This window comes from Streptomyces sp. CB02009 (assembly GCF_001905825.1).
GTDB lineage: Bacteria > Actinomycetota > Actinomycetes > Streptomycetales > Streptomycetaceae > Streptomyces.
The window spans coordinates 547,331-566,645 of sequence record NZ_LIVV01000006.1 but is presented as its reverse complement, the minus strand read 5'-3'; the positions used below and the strand labels follow the sequence as shown (position 1 = coordinate 566,645).

At 72.4% G+C, this 19,315-nt stretch carries 16 protein-coding genes; 4 read left to right on the top strand and 12 right to left on the bottom strand.

The window, feature by feature from the left end; all coding sequences use genetic code 11:
* Positions 1 to 25 precede the first annotated feature (25 nt).
* The 5 genes from trmD to AMK27_RS26295 form a co-directional block, all read right to left on the bottom strand.
* Positions 26 to 847, bottom strand: coding sequence for a tRNA (guanosine(37)-N1)-methyltransferase TrmD (trmD, locus tag AMK27_RS26315; RefSeq protein ID WP_073912912.1), 822 nt, complete (start codon positions 845 to 847; stop codon positions 26 to 28).
* Complete coding sequence (rimM, locus tag AMK27_RS26310) at positions 844 to 1,410, bottom strand: ribosome maturation factor RimM (RefSeq protein ID WP_073912909.1); 567 nt, start codon at positions 1,408 to 1,410, stop codon at positions 844 to 846. Before rimM ends, trmD begins: the two co-directional genes overlap by 4 nt.
* A gap of 119 nt (positions 1,411 to 1,529) precedes the next feature.
* Positions 1,530 to 1,769: an RNA-binding protein gene (locus AMK27_RS26305; protein ID WP_003980229.1), complete on the bottom strand. Its 240-nt coding sequence runs from the start codon at positions 1,767 to 1,769 to the stop codon at positions 1,530 to 1,532.
* 2 nt (positions 1,770 to 1,771) lie between these two features.
* On the bottom strand, positions 1,772 to 2,215 hold the full coding sequence (rpsP, locus tag AMK27_RS26300) for a 30S ribosomal protein S16 (protein ID WP_024755885.1): 444 nt from the start codon (positions 2,213 to 2,215) through the stop codon (positions 1,772 to 1,774).
* A gap of 155 nt (positions 2,216 to 2,370) precedes the next feature.
* Complete coding sequence (locus AMK27_RS26295; protein ID WP_073912906.1) at positions 2,371 to 2,964, bottom strand: hypothetical protein; 594 nt, start codon at positions 2,962 to 2,964, stop codon at positions 2,371 to 2,373.
* Between the two features lie 384 nt (positions 2,965 to 3,348).
* Here AMK27_RS26295 and AMK27_RS26290 point away from each other — a divergent pair, with 384 nt between their 5' ends.
* The gene (locus AMK27_RS26290; RefSeq protein WP_073912903.1) at positions 3,349 to 4,074 is read left to right on the top strand and encodes a methyltransferase type 11; all 726 of its coding nucleotides are present in this window, start codon (positions 3,349 to 3,351) and stop codon (positions 4,072 to 4,074) included.
* 115 nt (positions 4,075 to 4,189) lie between these two features.
* On the opposite strand, the gene ftsH is transcribed toward AMK27_RS26290, so the two are convergent.
* From ftsH to nsdA, 6 genes are all read right to left on the bottom strand, one after another.
* Positions 4,190 to 6,115 (bottom strand): ATP-dependent zinc metalloprotease FtsH, encoded by a 1,926-nt coding sequence (gene ftsH, locus AMK27_RS26285; protein WP_073912900.1) that lies wholly within the window; start codon positions 6,113 to 6,115, stop codon positions 4,190 to 4,192.
* 177 nt (positions 6,116 to 6,292) lie between these two features.
* Entirely contained in the window at positions 6,293 to 7,846 is a 1,554-nt protein-coding gene (ffh, locus tag AMK27_RS26280; protein WP_073912897.1) for a signal recognition particle protein, read from the bottom strand.
* A gap of 118 nt (positions 7,847 to 7,964) precedes the next feature.
* Positions 7,965 to 10,433, bottom strand: coding sequence for a [protein-PII] uridylyltransferase (locus tag AMK27_RS26275; protein ID WP_073912894.1), 2,469 nt, complete (start codon positions 10,431 to 10,433; stop codon positions 7,965 to 7,967).
* A 42-nt stretch (positions 10,434 to 10,475) separates the two neighbouring features.
* A complete protein-coding gene (locus tag AMK27_RS26270) occupies positions 10,476 to 10,814 on the bottom strand; it encodes a P-II family nitrogen regulator (RefSeq protein WP_015036464.1) in 339 nt (112 codons plus the stop codon).
* On the bottom strand, positions 10,811 to 12,157 hold the full coding sequence (locus tag AMK27_RS26265) for an ammonium transporter (protein ID WP_073912891.1): 1,347 nt from the start codon (positions 12,155 to 12,157) through the stop codon (positions 10,811 to 10,813). The genes AMK27_RS26270 and AMK27_RS26265 overlap by 4 nt, the downstream gene beginning before the upstream one ends.
* Positions 12,158 to 12,623: 466 nt before the next feature.
* Positions 12,624 to 14,099, bottom strand: a complete 1,476-nt coding sequence (gene nsdA, locus AMK27_RS26260) for a transcriptional repressor NsdA (protein ID WP_030325624.1) — start codon at positions 14,097 to 14,099, stop codon at positions 12,624 to 12,626.
* Positions 14,100 to 14,526: 427 nt separating this feature from the next.
* Between nsdA and AMK27_RS26255 the strand changes: the two genes are divergently transcribed.
* Positions 14,527 to 15,180: a bifunctional DNA primase/polymerase gene (locus AMK27_RS26255; RefSeq protein WP_073912888.1), complete on the top strand. Its 654-nt coding sequence runs from the start codon at positions 14,527 to 14,529 to the stop codon at positions 15,178 to 15,180.
* A gap of 85 nt (positions 15,181 to 15,265) precedes the next feature.
* Here the strand turns inward: AMK27_RS26255 and ftsY are convergent, their stop codons facing one another.
* A complete protein-coding gene (ftsY, locus tag AMK27_RS26250) occupies positions 15,266 to 16,489 on the bottom strand; it encodes a signal recognition particle-docking protein FtsY (RefSeq protein ID WP_073912885.1) in 1,224 nt (407 codons plus the stop codon).
* Positions 16,490 to 16,736: 247 nt separating this feature from the next.
* Between ftsY and AMK27_RS26245 the strand changes: the two genes are divergently transcribed.
* Both AMK27_RS26245 and AMK27_RS26240 read left to right on the top strand, forming a co-directional pair.
* Complete coding sequence (locus AMK27_RS26245) at positions 16,737 to 18,203, top strand: cytosine permease (protein WP_073912882.1); 1,467 nt, start codon at positions 16,737 to 16,739, stop codon at positions 18,201 to 18,203.
* 58 nt (positions 18,204 to 18,261) lie between these two features.
* On the top strand, positions 18,262 to 19,233 hold the full coding sequence (locus tag AMK27_RS26240) for an LLM class flavin-dependent oxidoreductase (protein WP_073912879.1): 972 nt from the start codon (positions 18,262 to 18,264) through the stop codon (positions 19,231 to 19,233).
* The last annotated feature ends 82 nt before the right edge of the window (positions 19,234 to 19,315 follow it).

Below are 19,315 nucleotides of genomic sequence, written 5' to 3'. Positions count from 1 at the left end.
CGCGCGCCGGACGGACGGCAGCGGCCTATTCTTCCACGTCGTGGAGCTTGCGCCAAAATCGGCCGCCGGGCTCGGGCGCCCAGCCCATCATCGAGAGGATCTCGCGGTCCTTCTTGTCGAACGCCGCCGGGTCGCAGCGCTCGATCAGGTCGGGCCGGTGTGCGGCGGTACGGCGGAAGGCCTCGTCGCGCCGCCAGCGGGCGATCCTGCCGTGGTGCCCGCTGAGGAGCACGTCGGGGATGCCGTGGCCGCGCCACTCGGGGGGCTTGGTGTAGACGGGCCCTTCGAGGAGGTTGGCCATCGCGCCGGGGGCGAAGGAGTCGTCCCGGTGGGACTCGGCGTTGCCGAGGACACCGGGCAGGAGGCGGGCGACGGCCTCGGTCACGACGAGGACGGCCGCCTCTCCGCCGGCCAGGACGTAGTCGCCGATGGAGACCTCGTAGACGGGCATCCGGGTCGCGTACTCGTCCATGACGCGACGGTCGATGCCCTCGTAGCGGGCCGGCGTGAAGATCAGCCAGGGGCGCTCGGAGAGCTCGACGGCGAGCTCCTGGGTGAAGGGGCGGCCGCTGGGGGTCGGGACGACGATGACGGGGCCGTGGGCGCCGCTCTCGTAGCCGTCGGCGAGCGTCTGGTCGAGCGCGTCGCCCCAGGGGTCGGTCTTCATGACCATGCCGGGGCCGCCGCCGTACGGGGTGTCGTCGACGGTGTTGTGCCGGTCGTACGTCCAGTCCCGCAGGTCGTGGACGTGGACGTCGAGCTGCCCGCGCGCGCGGGCCTTGCCGACGAGGGAGACGTTCAGCGGCTCGAGGTACTCGGGGAAGATCGTGACGACGTCGAGCCTCATGCGCCCTCCCCCTCCTCGGCGTCGGACTCGTCGCGGGAGGAGACGATCTCGGCGCGGTCGTCGATCAGCCCGGGCGGCGGGTCGATGACGGCCCGCTGCTCCTCGAGGTCGATCTCGGTGACGATCGACTCGACGAAGGGGATCATCAGCTCGGTGCCGTCGGGACGCTCGACGATGAAGAGGTCCTGGGAGGGCAGGTGGGAGATCTCGGTGATGCGGCCGATCTCGGTGCCGTCGGCGAGCACCACGTCCAGGTCCATGAGCTGGTGGTCGTAGTACTCGTCCTCCTCCTCGGGCATCTCCGTGGGGTCGACCTCGGCGATGAGGAGGATGTTGCGCAGGGCCTCGGCGCCGGTGCGGTCGCGGACGCCCTCGAAACGCAGCAACAGCCGGCCGCTGTGGACCCGGCCGGTCTCGATGGTCAGCGGCCCGGCGGAGGCCGGGTCGGTGAGCAGTACGGCGCCGGGGCCGAGCCTGAGTTCGGGCTCGTCCGTGCGTACCTCGACGGTGACCTCGCCCTTGATCCCGTGGGCGCGGCCGATCCGCGCGACTACCAACTGCACTGCTCCACACTCTCCTGTCACACAGCTCGTACGACGACGCGAACGACAACGGGCCGGGGCGGGCTCGTAAGCCCTCCCCGGCCCGTGCCGGCACTACTAAGGTGATGCTGCCGGCCTGCTCAGCGGACCTGGTCCACGTCGACGAGGTCGACCCGGATGCCACGGCCGCCGATGGCACCCACGACGGTACGCAGCGCGCGGGCGGTGCGGCCGTTGCGGCCGATCACCTTGCCGAGGTCGTCCGGGTGGACCCGGACCTCCAGCACGCGCCCGCGGCGCAGGGTGCGCGAGGCGACCTGCACGTCGTCGGGGTTGTCGACGATGCCCTTCACGAGGTGCTCGAGAGCCTCCTCGAGCATGCTCAGGCCTCGGTCGACTCGGTCGACGCGGCCTCGGCCTCGTCAGCCTTCTTGTCGGCCTTCTTGGCCTTCGGGGTGATGGCCTCACCCTTGTCGTCGCCGCCCTCGAGGGCCTTCGCGAACTCGTCGAACGAAGCGCGCTTGGCCTCCTTCGTCGCGGGGACGAGCAGGGCCTTCTCGGGGGCCGGGAGGCCCTTGGCCTTCTGCCAGTCGCCCGTGAGCTTCAGGATGGCGAGAACCGGCTCGGTCGGCTGGGCGCCGACGGACAGCCAGTACTGCGCACGCTCGGAGTCGACCTCGATACGCGACGGGTTGTACGTCGGGTGGTAGAGGCCGATCTCCTCGATCGCGCGGCCGTCGCGGCGGGTGCGCGAGTCGGCGACGACGATGCGGTAGTGCGGCTGGCGAATCTTGCCGAGGCGCTTGAGCTTGATCTTGACTGCCACTGGAGTGGTGTCTCCTGGTCTTGACGTGGTTGGGCACTTTGAGATGCCACGTGGGGTTGCGGTACTCGGATGCCCGATGGACGCGTCAGCCGGAGGAGAGAGGGGTCCTGTGCGACTGTCGAGTACAGCTAGCCATTGTGCCACACACCGCGAGGTCAGCTCGCGGCGCCCACGGTCTCCGGGATGCGGAAGGGCTTGCCGCAGCCGCCGCAGACGATCGGGGCCTGGGCGAGCACCGAGGGCACCACGCGCACATTGCGTCCGCAGTCGCAGACGGCCTTGACGCGGACGCCGCCGCCCGAGGAGCCGTGCCGGGCGGCCGGTCCGCGGAAGGAGCGCTTGGTGTCGGCCGCCGTGGCGACCGTGTGGGCCTTGAGGGCGCGCTGCAGCCGCTCCATGGTGGGGCGGTAGCGCCGCCTCGCCTCGGGGTTGAGCGTGACCAGGGAGAAGCCGCTGCTGGCGTGCGGCTCCTCGGGGTGGTCGAGGCCCATCTCCTCGGCGATCGCGAGGAATCTGCGGTTGTGGTACCGGCCGGCGCGGGAGGTGTCGCGGACACCCCGGGCGGCGGCGATGCCGTGGACTGCCTCGTGGAGCAGTCGTTCGAAGGAGAGCTCGGCGCCGCAGGCGGACGAGGACTCTCCGATCAGGGACTCGGGCGCGGCAAGATCGGGCAGCTCGGGGTGGTGCCGCTGAATGTCGGCCCACGCCTGTGCCAGCTCTGCGGCGAGAACAGGTGGTGTCGTGCTCACGTCGCGTACAACGAGCCGAAGTGCCCCCGGGTTCCATTCCGGGGCATCCCAAATATTTTGCACGTACCCGTCAGTTGCCGTTGATGTGTCGTGACGAGGGCCAGTGCGCCGATCTGCGGAGGAGTCACGCAGGGGGCGTCAACCTGGTGCGTAGCGGCGCATACGCGTCGGCGTGCGGCCGTGGTGCGCGCGCCTCTCGGGGAACGGCTCCTCCGGGCGGACCGGGAAGCTTGGCAGGGACATTACCGGGTCGCTTCTCCTCCGGACGAATCGGTGCGGCGCTCCGGACGAATCGGTGCGGTGCGAGCACTGGACGCGGCCCGGGATGCGCAGTTCCCTGGCTACGGGGGGTCGTCGTCCGAGCACGGATTGGGGCAGTTTTCCATGACACCTACGCTCGTCCCGTACCACCCCGCGCGTGACTGGGCCGAGATCCAGGAACGGATGCTCGTCCCGCTCTACGAGGCGGTGTACGACCGCCTCGGCGTGGGCGCCGGGACCCGGGTCCTCGGCCTGCGCTGTGGCTCCGGCCTGGCGCTCCTCATGGCGGCGGCGCGGGGCGCCCGGGTGGCCGGCGCGGACCGGGACCACGCGCGCGTGGAGCTGGCGAGGGAGCGGCTCCCCGGGGACGTGACGGTCACGGACGAGCCCCCCGCGGGGGACGCGTACGACGTGATCACGGCCTTCCACACGACGGACGCGCTGCTGCCGGAGCTGGCGGCGCTCACCCGTACGGCCCAATCGGGCGCGACGGTCGTGCTCGCCGGCTGGGGGCCGGCGGAGCGGTGTTCCACCGAGGCGGTGCTGCGGGTCGCGGCCCGGCTCGCGGACCGCAGGCCGGGCCTCCGCACGGACCTGGAGGGGCTGGTCGCGGGGGCGGGGCTGCGGCCGGCCGGCTCGGGGCGGGTGGCCTGTCCCTTCGGGTACGCCGACGCGGGCAGCGCGGTGCGCGGTCTGCTGTCGACGGGCGCGTTCGACGAGGCCGTGCGGGCGACGGAGCTCGCCCAGGTCGAGAAGGAGATCGAGGAGGCGCTCGCCCCGCACACGCGCGCGGACGGCACGGTGTGGATGCCGAACGTCTTCCGGTACGTGGTCGCCCGGGTGCCGTAGCGCCCGCGGGTCCCCGGGCGCCGGAGTTCCGGGCGCCGCCGGCCCCTCCGCCGGTGGGTCGTCCGCCGGTGGCCCTTCCGCCCCTAGTCCGTCCGCCGGTGGCCCGTCCGCCCGCTCAGTCCTCCCGCGGCGCGCGCGTGATGCCCGCCGCGCGGTAGGCGGCGGCCTCTTCCAGGGTCTCGTTCTCCAGGAGCGCGGCGGCCAGCGCGTCCAGCTTGTCGCGGTGCTCGTGGAGCTGCCGTACGGCGCTCTCGTAGCACTCGTCGACGATGCGGCGCATCTCCGCGTCGACGGTGTCGAGGGTGGCGGGGGCCGCCGAGAGCCCGTACGCCTGCTGGGAGTCGCCGGGGATGGCGGTGAGGCGTCCGACGAGCTCGCTCATGCCCCAGCGTCCCGCCATGCCCCGGGCGATGCCGGTGACCTGTTCCAGGTCGCTCTCGGCGCCGGTGGTGACCACGCCGAAGACGACCTGCTCGGCGGCCATGCCGCCGAGGGCGCCGATGATCCGGCCGCGCAGGTACTCCTCGGTGTAGGCGTACCGGTCGGCGTCGGGGGTGGAGAGCGTGACGCCGAGCGCGCGGCCGCGGGGGACGATGGTGATCTTGCGGACCGGGTCGGCACCGGGCTGGAGCATGCCGAGGAGGGCGTGGCCGCTCTCGTGGTAGGCGGTCCTGCGGCGCTCCTCCGCGGGCATCACCAGCGGCCGTTCCGCGCCGAGCTGGACCTTCTCCAGGGCGTCGGAGAGGTCCGACTGGGTGACGGCCCGCTGGTCGCGCTTCACGGCGAGGAGGGCCGCCTCGTTGGCGAGGTTGGCGAGCTCGGCGCCGGTCATGCCGGGGGTGGTGCGGGCGACGTGCTCCAGGTCGACGTCCTTGGCGAGCGGGATCTCCCGGGTGTGGATCCTGAGGATGGCCTCGCGGCCGCCCCGGTCGGGCGGGTTGACGTGGACGATCCGGTCGAAGCGGCCGGGGCGGGTGAGGGCCGGGTCGAGGACGTCGGCGCGGTTGGTGGCGGCGAGGACGATGACGCCCTCGGAGCCGGTGAAGCCGTCCATCTCGGTGAGGATCTGGTTGAGGGTCTGCTCGCGCTCGTCGTGGCCGCCCATCCCGGAGCCGCCGCCGCGGGCCCGGCCGATGGTGTCGATCTCGTCGATGAAGATGATCGCGGGGGCGACCTTGCGGGCCTCGGCGAACAGCTCGCGGACCCGGGAGGCGCCGACGCCCACGATCATCTCGATGAACTCGGACGCGGAGGCGGAGAAGAACGGCACGCCGGCCTCCCCCGCCACGGCGCGGGCGAGGAGGGTCTTGCCGGTGCCGGGCGGGCCCGCGAGGAGCACGCCCCGCGGCATCTTGGCGCCCATCTCGCGGTAGGCCTGCGGGTTCTTGAGGAAGTCGACGACGTCGTTGAGTTCCCCCTCGACCTCGTCGATGCCGGCGACGTCGGCGAAGGTCGTGCGCTTGTCCCCGGCCTCCAGCTCGACGGGTTTGGGCGGGGCCTTGCGGCCCAGCATGCCGCCGGCGCCGCCCATGCCGGAGCTCATCCGGCGGGCGATGAAGATCCACAGCACGACGAGCAGCAGCATCGGCGCGAGCGAGATGAGGAGGTTGGCGAGGAAGCTGCGCTCCTGGACGACCGGCTCCGCGGTGACGGTGACGCCCTTCGAGGTGAGCTCGCCCCAGAGGTTGTCGTCGGCGAACGCGGGCCGCTGGGTGACGAACTTGCTGTAGTCGCCCTTGTCGCCGTTGGGCAGGGGCTGCTTGTTCTTCAGCTCCCCCTGGATCGCGTCGCCCTTGGAGTAGATCTTGGTGACGTTGCCGGAGGTCACCTGCTTGCTGAACTCGGTGTACGAGATCGTCGGCTCGTCGCCCCGGTTGAAGAACGACAGCACGAGGTTGGCGATCAGGTAGACGACCAGGGCGGTGAGGATGAGGCCTCCCCAGCCGCCGGGCATCTTCCGCTTCGCCGGGGGTGGCGGCGGGGCCCCTTCCGAGCGCCAGGGCTGGTCGGTCCGGTCGCGCGGGGGTACGGGGTTGGCCACGTGGCTCTCCTCGGGGCGGCAGTGGCCCCAGTATCGAAGAGCGGGACGAACGCGGCATCGCGGGCGGTCCGCGGGGATGAACGCGGGCGGTCCGCAGGGATGAAAAGGGGCCCGGGGCGGTTTCGCACCGCCCCGGGCCCCTCACGCCGCCACCGGGCACGCGGCCCGGCCGGCTCGTCAGCTCATGAACTTCTTGAACTCGTCCGGCAGCTCGAAGTCCTTCGGGGTCTGCCCCGGCGCGGGCAGACCGAAGGCGCCGCCCTGCTGCGCCTGGTCGCGGCGCTCGGCGGCGGCCTGCTCCTCGGCCTTCCGCTTCATCGGGTTGCCGCTCTTGCGCTTGCCCTTGGCCTGCTTGACCTGCTTCTTCTGCCGGCCGGGGCCGCCGCCCATGCCCGGCATGCCCGGCATGCCGGGAAGGCCGCCGCCCTGGGCCATGCGGGACATCATCTTGCGGGCCTCGAAGAACCGCTCGACGAGACCCTTGACCGCGCTGACCTCGACGCCGGAACCCTTGGCGATACGGGCGCGGCGCGAGCCGTTGATGATGGTCGGGTCGTGGCGCTCGCCCGGGGTCATCGACTTGATGATGGCGGCCGTGCGGTCGACGTCCTTCTCGTCGATGTTGGCGATCTGCTCCTTCATCTGGCCCATGCCAGGGAGCATGCCGAGGAGCTTCGAGATGGAGCCCATCTTGCGGACCTGCTCCATCTGCGCCAGGAAGTCGTCGAGCGTGAACTCCTGGCCCTTCTTCGACGCGAGCTTCGAGGCCATCTTGGCGGCCTCTTCCTCGTCGAAGGTCTGCTGCGCCTTCTCGATGAGGGAGAGCATGTCGCCCATGCCGAGGATGCGGGACGCCATGCGGTCCGGGTGGAACGCGTCGAACTCGTCCAGCTTCTCGCCGTTGGAGGCGAACATGATCTGCTTGCCGGTGACGTGCGCGATGGAGAGCGCGGCACCGCCGCGGGCGTCGCCGTCGAGCTTGGAGAGCACGACGCCGTCGAAGCCGACGCCGTCCCGGAAGGCCTCGGCGGTGTTGACCGCGTCCTGACCGATCATGGCGTCGACGACGAAGAGGACCTCGTCGGGGCTGACGGCGTCGCGGATGTCCGCGGCCTGCTGCATCAGCTCCTGGTCGATGCCGAGGCGGCCGGCGGTGTCGACGATGACGACGTCGTACATCTTGGTGCGCGCGAACTCGATCGAGTCCTTCGCGACCTGGACCGGGTCGCCGACGCCGTTGCCCGGCTGCGGGCCGTAGAAGGCCACGCCCGCGCGCTCGGCGACGACGCCGAGCTGGGTGACGGCGTTGGGGCGCTGGAGGTCGCAGGCGACGAGCAGCGGGGAGTGGCCCTGGCCCTTGAGCCAGAGGCCGAGCTTTCCGGCGAGGGTGGTCTTACCGGCACCCTGGAGACCGGCGAGCATGATCACGGTGGGCGCGGTCTTGGCGAACCGCAGGCGCCGGGTCTCGCCGCCGAGGATGCCGATGAGCTCCTCGTTGACGATCTTGATGACCTGCTGGGCCGGGTTCAGGGCCTGCGAGACCTCGATGCCGAGGGCGCGCTCCTTGATCTGCTTGATGAAGGACCGGACGACCGGCAGGGCGACATCCGCTTCGAGCAGCGCGATACGGATCTCGCGCGCGGTGGCGTCGATGTCCGCCTCGGACAGACGGCCCTTGCCGCGGAGGTTCTTGAAGGTCGCTGCAAGGCGGTCGGAGAGGGTATCGAACACGGCGGTCGCGGATCCTCAGGTGTCGGGGGCGGTCGGACTGCCCTCCAGGGTATCGGGCCGCTCGAAGTGTGTGCCCCCGCCCGCCGGATCCGGCGGGCGGGGGCGGTGCGGACCGGGGTCAGCGGAGCGCCGACTCCAGTGCCCGCGCCAGGTCGATCGCCTCCTCGTCGGGCAGCAGGGAGCCGTCGGGCCGGGTGACGTACAGGGTGTCGACGGCGTTGGCGCCGAGCGTCGACACGTGTGCGCTGCGGACCCGTACCGCCGCGCCCTCCAGGGCCCGGCCGATGCGGTGGAGCAGGCCGGGCGCGTCCTGGGCGCGGACCTCGATGACGGTGGCGAGGCGGGAGTCCGCGGCGGCGACGGTGACGCGGGGCGGCGGGGCGGTGAGGCCGCGCCGCCGGGGGTAGGCGGCCTCGCGCTCGGCCAGCCGGGCGGGGATGTCGAGGGAGCCGTCGAGGGCGCGGACGAGGTCGGCGCGGAGCCGGGCGGCCTCGGGCAGGGAGCCGTACTCGGCGGCGACCCGCCAGTCGAGGACGAGGACGGGTCCCGAGCCGGCGCCGAGGTCGAGCGGGAGCTCGACGGCGCGGAGATCGGCGGCGCGGACGGTGAGCCGGTGCAGGGCGAGGACGCCGGCCACGGCGGGGAGCACGCCCGGCTGGTCGGGCAGGGCGATGACGAGTTCGACGCCGACCGGTTCGGGTTCCTCGGGTTCCGCGACGACCGGTTCGGTGTGGAGGGCGAGGACGGGTTCACCGGTGCGCAGGGCCTCGACGGCGAGCCGTTCCTGTTCGGCGGAGGGGGCGGCGGCCTCGGGGTCCGGCGGGGCCTCCCCCGCCAGGACGCCGGCGACCCGTTTGACCAGGTCGGCGACGAGTGAGGCGCGCCAGGCGGACCAGGCGGCGGGTCCGGTGGCGAGGGCGTCGGCCTCGGTGAGGGCGTGCAGGAGCTCCAGGGTGCCCACGCTGCCGACGGCGGTGGCGACGGCGCGGACGGTGGCGGGGTCGTCGAGGTCGCGGCGGGTCGCGGTCTCGACGAGGAGCAGGTGGTGGCGGACGGCGGTGGCGAGGGTGGCCACGTCGGTGCGGTCGAAGCCGATCCGGGTGGCGAGGTCGCGGGCGATGGTCTCGCCGGCGACGGAGTGGTCGCCGGGCCAGCCCTTGCCGATGTCGTGGAGGAGGGCGGCGACGAGGAGGAGGTCGGGGCGGCCGACACGGCGGGTGAGCGAGGCGGCGCGGACGGCGGTCTCGACGAGGTGGCGGTCGACGGTCCAGGTGTGGACGGGGTTGCGCTGGGGGCGGCAGCGGACGCGTTCCCAGTCGGGGAGGAGCCGGGTGATGATCCCCTCGGCTTCGAGGGCCTCCCAGACGGGGACGGTGGCCTCGCCCGCGCCGAGCAGGGTGACGAGTTCCTCGCGGGCCTCGGCGGGCCAGGGCACGGGCAGCGGGGTGGCGGTGGCGGCGAGGCGGCGCACCGCGTGCAGGGAGATCGGCAGGGCGGACTGGGCGGCCGCGGCGGCGGCCCGCAGCGGCAGGACGGGGTCGCGTTCGGGCCGGGCGGAGAGGGCGAGGACGACCTCGCCGTCCATCTCGACGACGCCTTCGGCGAGCGGGGTGCGCTCGACGGGCGGTTTCCCGGTGGCGGTCCGGCCCGCGCCGCCCCGGCCGCCGAGGAGGGCGCGGAGGCGCGGCCGGGCGGAGCGGGCCTTGAGGACGCGGTTGACCTCGCGCCAGGTGACGTCCGTGGCGTACGAGATGGTCCGGGCGGCCTCGTACACCTCGCGGAGCAGCGTGTCGGCGTCGAGGAGGCCGAGTTCGGCGGCGACGGCGTCCTGTTCCTGGAGGGCGAGCCGGTCGGTGGCGCGGCCGGTGGTGAGGTGGAGGGCGTCGCGGGCGTCGAGGAGGCGGCGGCGGGCGCCGTCGAGGCCTTCGCGGGGGGCGTCGGCGAGCCAGGAGGCGGCGACGGCGCGCAGGGCCTGGGCGTCGCGGAGGCCGCCCCTGGCCTCCTTGAGGTCGGGTTCGAGGAGGAACTGCAGCTCGCCCATGCGTTCGGCGCGTTCGCGGCAGAGCGCGTGGAGTTCGGGGAGGCGCTTGGGGGCCTGGTTGCGCCAGTCGGCGAGGACGGTGGTGCGCAGGGCGGCGACGAGCCCGTGGTCGCCGGCGACGGGCCGGGCGTCGAGGAGGCCGAGGTGGACCTTGAGGTCCTCGGCGGCGGTGGCGCGGGCCTCGGCCGCGGTGCGGACGGAGTGGTCGAGGGCGAGCCCGAGGTCCCACACGGGGTACCAGAGGCGGTCGGCGAGGGCGGCGATCGCGGCCTTGTCGGCGCTCCCGTCGTGGAGCAGCAGGAGGTCGAGGTCGCTGCGCGGGGAGAGCTCGGCCCGGCCGTAGCCGCCGACGGCGACCAGGGCGACCCCGCGGGGCGGTGCGGCGGCCGCGAAGAGCGCGGCCAGCCAGTCGTCGGTGAGCCGGGCGAGGGCGGCACGGCGCGGCGGCCCGGACCGCTCCTTCTCGTGGAGGAGGAGCAGCCGGGCCGCCGCGTAACCGCCGGGTCCCGAATCTTCGGTCTCTTCGCTGACTTCGAGGCTCGTCACCCGGCGGCTCCTTCGTTGCTTACGGTGCGTCCGGACCGCTGCTTACAGGGCGTCCGGGCCGCGCTCGCCCGTGCGGACGCGTACGGCGGTCTCGACCGGCACGCTCCACACCTTGCCGTCTCCGATCTTGCCGGTTCGGGCGGCCTTCACGACGACGTCGATGAGCTGTTCGGCGTCCTCGTCCTCGACGAGGACCTCGATGCGGATCTTGGGGACCAGGTCGACCGTGTACTCGGCGCCCCGGTAGACCTCGGTGTGGCCGCGCTGGCGGCCGTAGCCGCTGGCCTCGGTGACGGTGAGGCCGTGGACGCCGAACGCCTGGAGGGCCTCCTTGATCTCGTCGAGCCGGTGCGGCTTCACGACCGCGGTGATGAGCTTCATGCGTCCACCTTCTTGTTCTCCGTGACGGCCGGGGCGGGGGCGGCGGTGGAGCGCGAGGACGCGCCGCCGCCGGCTCCGCTGAAGTCGTACGCGGTCTCGGCGTGCTCGACCTGGTCGATGCCGGAGACCTCGTCGTCCTCGCTGACCCGCATGCCCATCGTCTTGTCGATGAGGAGCGCGAGGATCGCGGAGGCGATCAGAGAGTAGGCGAGGACGGCGACGACGCCGACGGCCTGCTTGCCGAGCTGGTCGAGGCCGCCGCCGTAGAAGAGGCCCTTGGCGTCGGACTGGACGCCGCCGGTGGCGAAGAGGCCGACGAGGAGGGAGCCGAGGACACCGCCGACGAGGTGGACGCCGATGACGTCGAGGGAGTCGTCGTAGCCGAAGCGGTACTTGAGGCCGACGGCCATGGCGCAGAGCAGACCGGCGATGGCGCCGATGGCGATCGCGCCGAGCGGGCTGACGGCGCCGCCGGACGGGGTGATGGCGACGAGGCCCGCGACCGCGCCGGAGGCGGCGCCCAGGGTGGTGAAGGAGCCGTGGCGGATCTTCTCGTACGCGAGCCAGGCGAGCATGGCGGCGGCGGTGGCGACCTGGGTGTTGACGAACATCACCGCGCCGACGCCGTCGTCGTTGCCGAGCCAGGAGCCGGCGTTGAAGCCGAACCAGCCGAACCAGAGGAGGCCGGCGCCGAGCATCACCAGGGGGAGGCTGTGCGGGCGCATCGGGTCCTTCTTGAAGCCGACGCGCTTGCCGATGACGAGGATCACGCCGAGGGCCGCGGCACCGGCGTTGATGTGGACCGCCGTACCGCCGGCGAAGTCGATGACGCCCATCTCGAAGAGCCAGCCGCCGGCGCCCCAGACCCAGTGGGCGACGGGGAAGTAGACGACGGTGACCCAGAGGGTGATGAAGAGGGCCCAGGCGGTGAACTTGACGCGGTCGGCGAGGGCGCCGCTGATCAGGGCCGGGGTGAGGATGGCGAACATCAGCTGGAAGACGGCGAAGACGTACACCGGGATGGTGTAGCCGTCCCAGAGCTCGGTGACGCCGATGCCGCTGAGGCCGACGTAGTCGGAGGACCAGCCGATGATCGAGCCCGAGTCGGTGCCGAAGGCGAGGCTGAAGCCGAAGAGCACCCACAGGATCGTGACGATCCCGAGGCTGATGAAGCTCATCATCAGCATGTTGAGGGTGGACTTGACGCGGACCATGCCTCCGTAGAAGAAGGCGAGTGCCGGGGTCATCAGCATGACCAGGGCGGAGCAGATGAGCATGAACCCGGTGTTGGCGGCGGACAGCTCGGGGGCGTCTGCTGCCAGGGTCGTGATGGCTGGTGCCATCGGCGTCTCCTCGTCGTCGAATGCGGCCTGTGCGGGGGCGGGGCCGGCGGGCGGCTGCGGCCGTGAGGGGTGGCCGGTTATGGGCCAGAGATTCGCGCAGGGCGGTTTCCGCCGATGCCGCTCGATGTTTCGGAGCGGTGACGAAGGGGTGGGGCGTGTTACGCGACCGTGAACGGCCGCATCACAGCGAGGTAACGTCCGTATCCTCCGCACGGGGGAAACGGGCCGGGAGGGGCGTGCGACGCACCCGGAAACGACCGCGACCGGCAGCCCTCGGCGCACGCGGACCGGCCCCGCGACCCGGGCGACCCCCGGCACACGCGGACCGGCCGCGACCGGCGACCCCCTGCACACGCGGACCGGCCGCGCCTGGCGTCCGTGTGACCTTGCGGCGGGGGAGCCGAGTCGGGCAGTACGGGACGTCCGGCGCGGCCGGGGTACGGGTGGCGCCGGGGCGCCGGGTGGGTCAGACCGCTTCGGCGGCCTCGGGGAGCAGCTGGGTGAGCCGGTCGGTGAGGTGGACGACCTCGGCGACGTCGCTGTAGTTGCGGGCGGCGTGGTCGACGGTCTTGCGGAGTCGGGTGTTGACCCGCTCGGAGCGGATGCTGCGGGCGACTCCGAGGGCCTTCTCGGCGAGGACGACGGACTGCTCCGGCTCGCGCTTGAGGAGGTGGACGGTGGCCATGCCGATGAGGTTCAGCGCGTACGACCGCTGGTGGTCGGGGTCCTTCTCGAAGAGTTCGACGGCCCGCTCCATGACGGGCTCGGCGAGCGAGGCGTACGTCGGGGAGCGTCCGGCGACGTAGGCGAGGTCGCGGTAGGAGTGGGAGTTCTCGCCGTTGAGTTCGGCCTCGGAGAAGAAGCCGATCCAGTCGGGCTCGGGCTCGCCGTCGAGGCCGACGTCGGCGAAGGTGTCCTCGGCCATCCGGACGGCCCGCTTGCACTTGGAGGGCTGCCCCATGTTGGCGTAGGCGCGGGCCTCCATCGCATACAGCATGGCCTGGGTGCGGGCGGTGGCGCAGTCCCGACTGCCGTACTGGGCGAGGTGGATGAGTTCGAGGGCGTCGTCGGGCCGGCCCAGGTGGATCATCTGGCGGCTCATCGAGGACAGGATGTACGAGCCGAGGGGCTTGTCGCCGGCTTCCTTCGCGGCGTGCAGGGCGAGCACGAAGTACTTCTGGGCGGTGGGCTGGAGGCCCACGTCGTAGCTCATCCAGCCGGCGAGTTCGGCGAGTTCGGCGGCGCAGGTGAAGAGGCGCTTGGCGGTGGCGGCCGGCTGGGGCTCCTGGAGGAGGTCGGTGACCTCGTGGAGCTGGCCGACGACGGCCTTGCGGCGCAGCCCCCCGCCGCACTGGGCGTCCCACTTGCGGAACATGGCGGTGGTGGATTCGAGGAGGTCGAGTTCGATCTCGGAGAGCCGGTTGGGGCGGCGGGCGTCGGCGAGCGGGTCGGGGCGCTCGAGGTCGCCCGCGGGGGTGGGGACGAGCCAGCGCTGCATCGGTTCGATGAGGGCGGGTCCCGCGGCGAGCGACAGGGAGGAGCCCAGGAAGCCGCGGCGGGCGAGCATGAGGTCGCTGCGGGAGAACTCGCCGAGCAGGGCGACCGTCTGCGGTCCGGCCCAGGGCAGGTCGACGCCGGAGACGGAGGGCGACTGGTGGGCGGTGCGCAGGCCGAGGTCCTCGATGGCGACGACGGAGCCGAAGCGCTCGGAGAACAGCTCGGAGAGGATCCGCGGGATGGGCTCGCGCGGCTGCTCGCCGTCGAGCCAGCGGCGCACGCGCGAGGTGTCGGTGGAGATGTGGTGCGCGCCCATCTGGCGCGCCCGGCGGTTCACCTGGCGCGCGAGTTCGCCCTTGGACCAGCCGCTGCGCACGAACCACGAGCCCAACTGCTCGTTCGGGCGTTTGCCGGCAGTCGTACCGTCTGCGCCGTTGCCGCCCACAGGAACGCCCCCCATCCACCTGATTGTCTGTCATCCGAACCCCTACCAGAATGCCGCGTCTCGCGGCACCCGTCCGGCGTTCGCACTCCTTCGAACTGGAAACCGGGTTGCCTCCGGCATACCCGCGTGCGCAAGCGACCCCAGTGGTTCGAGTACCGAAAGTAATCCTACGATCACCCGCCCACGAGGGCGATTCAAGAAACGCCACCATTCGCCACCCCTTCGAATGAACTCGCCGCCCGTGGAACGCGATTCACTTGACATGCGACGAACCGGAGTCGGCGGACGGATGCGCGGAGAGGCGCGCGCACCGGCCCGCACCACCCCGCACACGACCGCGCGCCACCCTCGGCGACGGAACGTGACGAAGGGTGATGACGTTGCTCCGGGTCGTAACCACCGGCGCGCTCGACCCGTTGGAGGGGACATGGGTTTCACGATCGGCGGCATTCGTGAGATGCGGTCCGGCGCACGCCGCCGCGTTCGCACCACGGAGTGCACAGCGGTGGCCGAGTACACAGGACTGTGGGGCTGGGCCGTGGTGCCCGGAGCGCGGGCCGTCTCCGGCCAGTGCTCCTGCGGGGATCCGGCCTGTACGGCCCCGGGCGCGCATCCCCTCTCCTTCGCCGAACCGGTCCCGGCCGGCGCCGGTCTCGACGTCGCGACCAAGGCGTGGTCGGAGTACCCCGGAGCGGCGCTGCTGCTCCCGGTGGGCCGGGCCTTCGACGTGATCGAGGTCGCCGAGGCCGCGGGCCGCCGGGCGCTCGTCCGGCTCGAGCGCATGGGGCTGCCGCTGGGCCCGGTGTGCGCGACGCCGACCGGCCGGGCGCGGTTCTTCGTGGCCCCCGGAGCGGCCGCGGAGCTCCCGCAGCTGCTCTACCGGATGGGCTGGGACGACGCCGATCTGGATCTGCACTGCCTGGGGCCCGGCGCCCATGTCACCGCTCCCCCGTCGGACCTGGGCGGGCTCGGTCCGGTGCGCTGGCTGCGGCCCCCGACGCTGGACACGGCGGGCGCGCCGCCGCAGGCGCGGCTGCTGCTCGGCACGCTGGCGTACATCTGCCACCGCACCCACTTCTGAGCCCCGGCACACCCGCCTCCGAGCCCCGGTACGCGGAAGGGCCCTCGCCACCCGGCGAGGGCCCTTCCGCGTACCGTACGAGGCGTCAGTCGCCGATCAGGGCGTCAACGAAGGCGCCCGGCTCGAAGGGCGCCAGGTCGTCCGGGCCCTCGCCCAGGCCGATCAGCTTGACCGGGACGCCCAGCTCGCGCTGGACGGCCACCACGATGCCGCCCTTGGCGGTGCCGTCGAGCTTGGTGAGCACGATGCCGGTGATGTCGACCACCTCGGCGAAGACACGGGCCTGGATCAGGCCGTTCTGCCCGGTGGTGGCGTCGAGGACGAGCAGGACCTCGTCGAGCGGGCCGTGCTTCTCGACGACGCGCTTGACCTTGCCGAGCTCGTCCATGAGGCCGGTCTTGGTGTGGAGGCGGCCGGCGGTGTCGATGAGGACCACGTCGGCGCCCTCCGCGATGCCCTCCTTGACCGCGTCGAAGGCGATCGACGCCGGGTCGCCGCCCTCCGGGCCGCGGACGGTCCGGGCGCCGACGCGCTCGCCCCAGGTCTGGAGCTGGTCGGCGGCGGCGGCACGGAAGGTGTCGGCCGCGCCGAGGACGACGGACTTGCCGTCGGCGACGAGGACACGGGCCAGCTTGCCGGTGGTCGTGGTCTTCCCGGTGCCGTTGACGCCGACGACCATGACCACGCCGGGCACGTCCGTGGGGCTCTCGGTGTGCACCGTGCGGTCCAGGTCGGGGCCGAGCAGGGTGACGAGCTCCTCGCGGAGGAGCGCGCGCAGCTCCTCGGGGGTGCGGGTGCCGAGCACCCGGACCCGCTCGCGCAGCCGCTCGACGAGCTCCTGGGTGGGAGCGACGCCGACATCGGCGGTGAGAAGGGTCTCCTCGATCTCCTCCCAGGTGTCCTCGTCGAGGTGCTCGCGGGACAGGAGCGTGAGCAGCCCCTTGCCGAGCGAGTTCTGCGAGCGGGCGAGCCGGGCCCGGAGCCGTACGAGACGGCCGGCGGTGGGCTCCGGGACCTCGATCTCGGGAGCCGCGGGCTCGGCGACGACGGGGTCCTCGACGGCGGCGGGCGTCTCGACGGCCTGCTCGGCGGGGAGTTCGACCTCCTCGACCGTGCGGCGTGGTTCCTCCCGCGGCGTCTCCGCCTCCTCGCCGACATGCGGTTCGGCGGGCGGAGCGGTGATGGTCGGCGTGGTGGACGGCGGCTCGGCCGGCGGCAGCTGCTTCTTCTTGCGACCGCTGATCACGAGCCCGCTCGTCACGGCGACCGCGACGACCAGAGCGATGACTACAGCAAGGATGAGTTCCATAACCCGACCAGTATGGCGCGACCTCGCCCGCGCCCCCTCGTTCTCGCGGCGGGGGCGTGCCCGTCCGGGCCGGACGGGTCCGCCGTTCGGCGGCACACCGGCGGGAGGCCCCTCGGGGGCGGGGCGGCCCTGAGGGCGGGGCGGCCCGCCGAGTGGGGCGGCCCTTCTGCGTACGGACGCACCCTTTGCTCGATAGGGCGCGTATGTACGATGTTCGGACCCCCACACCTTCGTACGGAGTACCCCCATGCCCCACGACGCCTCCGAAGCCGCAGGCGCGACGCACGACGGCGCGATGGAGACCCGCGGTCTCGAACCCGTCCCCGACGCCGAGCGGACCGGCCGGGTCCGCGAGCTCTTCCCGACCTGGGTCGCGGCCAACATCAGTGTGCTGCTGCTCACGATGGGCGCCGGCCTGATCGTCTTCAACGGCCTGAACTTCTGGCAGGTCCTGGCCGTGGCGGTCGCCGCGCCGGTCCTCTCGTACGGGATCGTCGGCCTGATATCGATCGCGGGCAAGCGGGGCGGCGCGCCCGGGATGGCGCTGTCGCGCGCGGTGTTCGGCCAGCGCGGGAACCTCTTTCCCGGTGCGCTGATCTGGGTGGCCCGGTGGGGCTGGGAGACCATCAACGCCGTCACCGGCGCCTACGCGGTGCTGACCGTGCTCGACCTGCTCTTCGACGTGAAGTCGAACACGTTCCTCATCGTCGTGACGCTGCTCCTCTTCGTCACCTGCACCTTCCTCGTCTCGGGGCTGGGGATCAACGCCCTGCGGGTGTGCAGCAAGTGGTCCACCTACGTCTTCGGCGCCTTCTCGGTGCTCGTCCTGGTCTATCTGGTGGCGAACACCGACTGGTCCGCCGTCTTCGACAAGCCGGCCGGTTCGACGGCGATGATGGTCGCGGGCATCGGCACCATCGCGGCCGGCGGCATCAGCTGGGTCCCCTCGGGCCCCGACTTCACCCGCTACCTGCCCCGTACGGCCTCGTCGAGGGCGATGGTCGGCTCCACCGTCGGCGGCGCCGGGATCGTCGTGCTGCCGATGGTCCTGATGGGCGCGGTCATGGCGGTGTCGACGCCGGACCTGGCCTCGGCGCAGGACCCGGTCTCCTTCATCGGCGAGCTGCTGCCGATGTGGATCTCGGTGCCCTACCTGGTGATCGCCCTGCTCGGGATGCTGCTGATCAACTCGATGTCGATGTACTCGGCCGGGTTCACCGCGCAGACCCTGGGCATCAAGGTCTCGCGCGCGGCGGCGGTCAGCGTCAACGCGCTGATCAGCCTGGTCTTCGGCTTCCTGCTCATGGTGGTGGCGACCAGCTTCATCGGCTCGTTCATCTCCTTCCTGACCCTGCTCGCGGTGGCGTTCTCGGCCTGGATCGGCGTCTTCGGCGTGGACATGCTGCGGCGGCGGTCGTACGACGCGGTGGCGCTCATGGACACGACCCGGACCAGCGCGTACTGGTACCGGGGCGGTTTCGCCTGGCAGGCGATGACGGCCTGGGCGGTCGCGCTCGTCGCGGGGCTCCTCTTCACCAGGGTCGACTGGTTCTCCGGCCCGCTCGCCTCCTCCTGGATCGGCGAGAACGGCCTCGGCTGGGCGGCGACCATCGTGGTGGCGGGCGTCCTGTACGCCGTCCTGCCGCGCACACCGGCCCAGGAGCCGGTCGAGCCCGCGGAGTCCGCCGGGACCCGCGAGACCGTTTCCATCTGACGCTACGTCAGATAACGTCCCCCTTCGCCGGTATCCCACCAGCGGAGGGGGACTTCCCATGCCGTTCAGCGTCGTCCGGTTCAACCTCGTCGATCCCCGCGCGACCCCCGAGTCCCTCTCCGCCCGCTACCGGGCCGCCGTCGAGATGGCCGCGTACGCCGACGCGCACGGCGTCGACACCGTGCAGACCGAGGAGCACCACGGGGTCGACAACAACTGGCTGCCGTCCCCCTTCGCCTTCGCCGGGGCGGTCTTCGGCGCGACGCGGCGGATCGCGGTGACGGTCTCCGCGATCATCGGGCCGCTGCACGACCCGCTGCGGCTCGCCGAGGACATCGCCGTCCTCGACCTGCTGAGCGGCGGACGCCTGGTGACGGTGGCGGGGATCGGCTACCGCCCGGAGGAGTACGAGGAGCGCGGGGTCGACTGGGGGCGGCGCGGGAAGCTCCAGGACCTGCTCCTGGAGACCCTGCTCACGGCCTGGAGCGGGGAGCCCTTCACGTATCAGGGCCGTACGGTACGGGTCACCCCGCGGCCCTTCACCCAGCCGCATCCGATGCTGCTGGTCGGGGGCTCGTCGCGGGCGGCGGCGCGGCGGGCCGCCCGCCTCGGACTGCCGTTCTTCCCGAGCGCGCACCTGCCGGAGATCGAGGCGTACTACCGGGAGCGGTGCGCGGAGTACGGCACGGAGGGCTGGACCATGATGCCGGCCGAGGTGACGCCGCTGCTGCACCTGTCGGAGGACCCGGACCGGACCTGGGCGGAGTACGGGGAGCACTTCCTGCACGAGGCGCGGATGTACGCCTCCTGGCAGTCGAAGGACATCCGCTCGGCGGTGCGGTCGGCGGCCACGACGGTGGCGGAGCTGCGCGCGGAGGGGGTCTACCGGGTCGTCACCCCCGAGGAGTGCCTGGCGCTCGGCCTGGAGAGCCTGGTGCTGCATCCGCTGTGCGGCGGGATGCCGGTGGAGGAGGGGTGGCGGAGCCTGCGGCTGTTCTGCGACGCCGTCCTTCCCCGGCTCACGGCCTGAGCGTCTGAGCGTCTGAGCGTCTGAGGACATGACGGCCTGAGGGCTGACGGCCTGAGCGCCCGACGGCCACGGCGTACTGCCC

Bases quoted from the DNA above. Each gene is read 5' to 3' on its own strand.
- trmD (WP_073912912.1), bottom strand. From the start codon at position 847: ATGAGGCTCGACGTCGTCACGATCTTCCCCGAGTACCTCGAGCCGCTG.
- AMK27_RS26305 (WP_003980229.1), bottom strand. From the start codon at position 1,769: ATGCTCGAGGAGGCTCTCGAGCACCTCGTGAAGGGCATCGTCGACAAC.
- AMK27_RS26290 (WP_073912903.1), top strand. From the start codon at position 3,349: ATGACACCTACGCTCGTCCCGTACCACCCCGCGCGTGACTGGGCCGAG.
- AMK27_RS26270 (WP_015036464.1), bottom strand. From the start codon at position 10,814: ATGAAGCTCATCACCGCGGTCGTGAAGCCGCACCGGCTCGACGAGATC.
- AMK27_RS26265 (WP_073912891.1), bottom strand. From the start codon at position 12,157: ATGGCACCAGCCATCACGACCCTGGCAGCAGACGCCCCCGAGCTGTCC.
- AMK27_RS26255 (WP_073912888.1), top strand. From the start codon at position 14,527: ATGGGTTTCACGATCGGCGGCATTCGTGAGATGCGGTCCGGCGCACGC.
- ftsY (WP_073912885.1), bottom strand. From the start codon at position 16,489: ATGGAACTCATCCTTGCTGTAGTCATCGCTCTGGTCGTCGCGGTCGCC.
- AMK27_RS26245 (WP_073912882.1), top strand. From the start codon at position 16,737: ATGCCCCACGACGCCTCCGAAGCCGCAGGCGCGACGCACGACGGCGCG.
- AMK27_RS26240 (WP_073912879.1), top strand. From the start codon at position 18,262: ATGCCGTTCAGCGTCGTCCGGTTCAACCTCGTCGATCCCCGCGCGACC.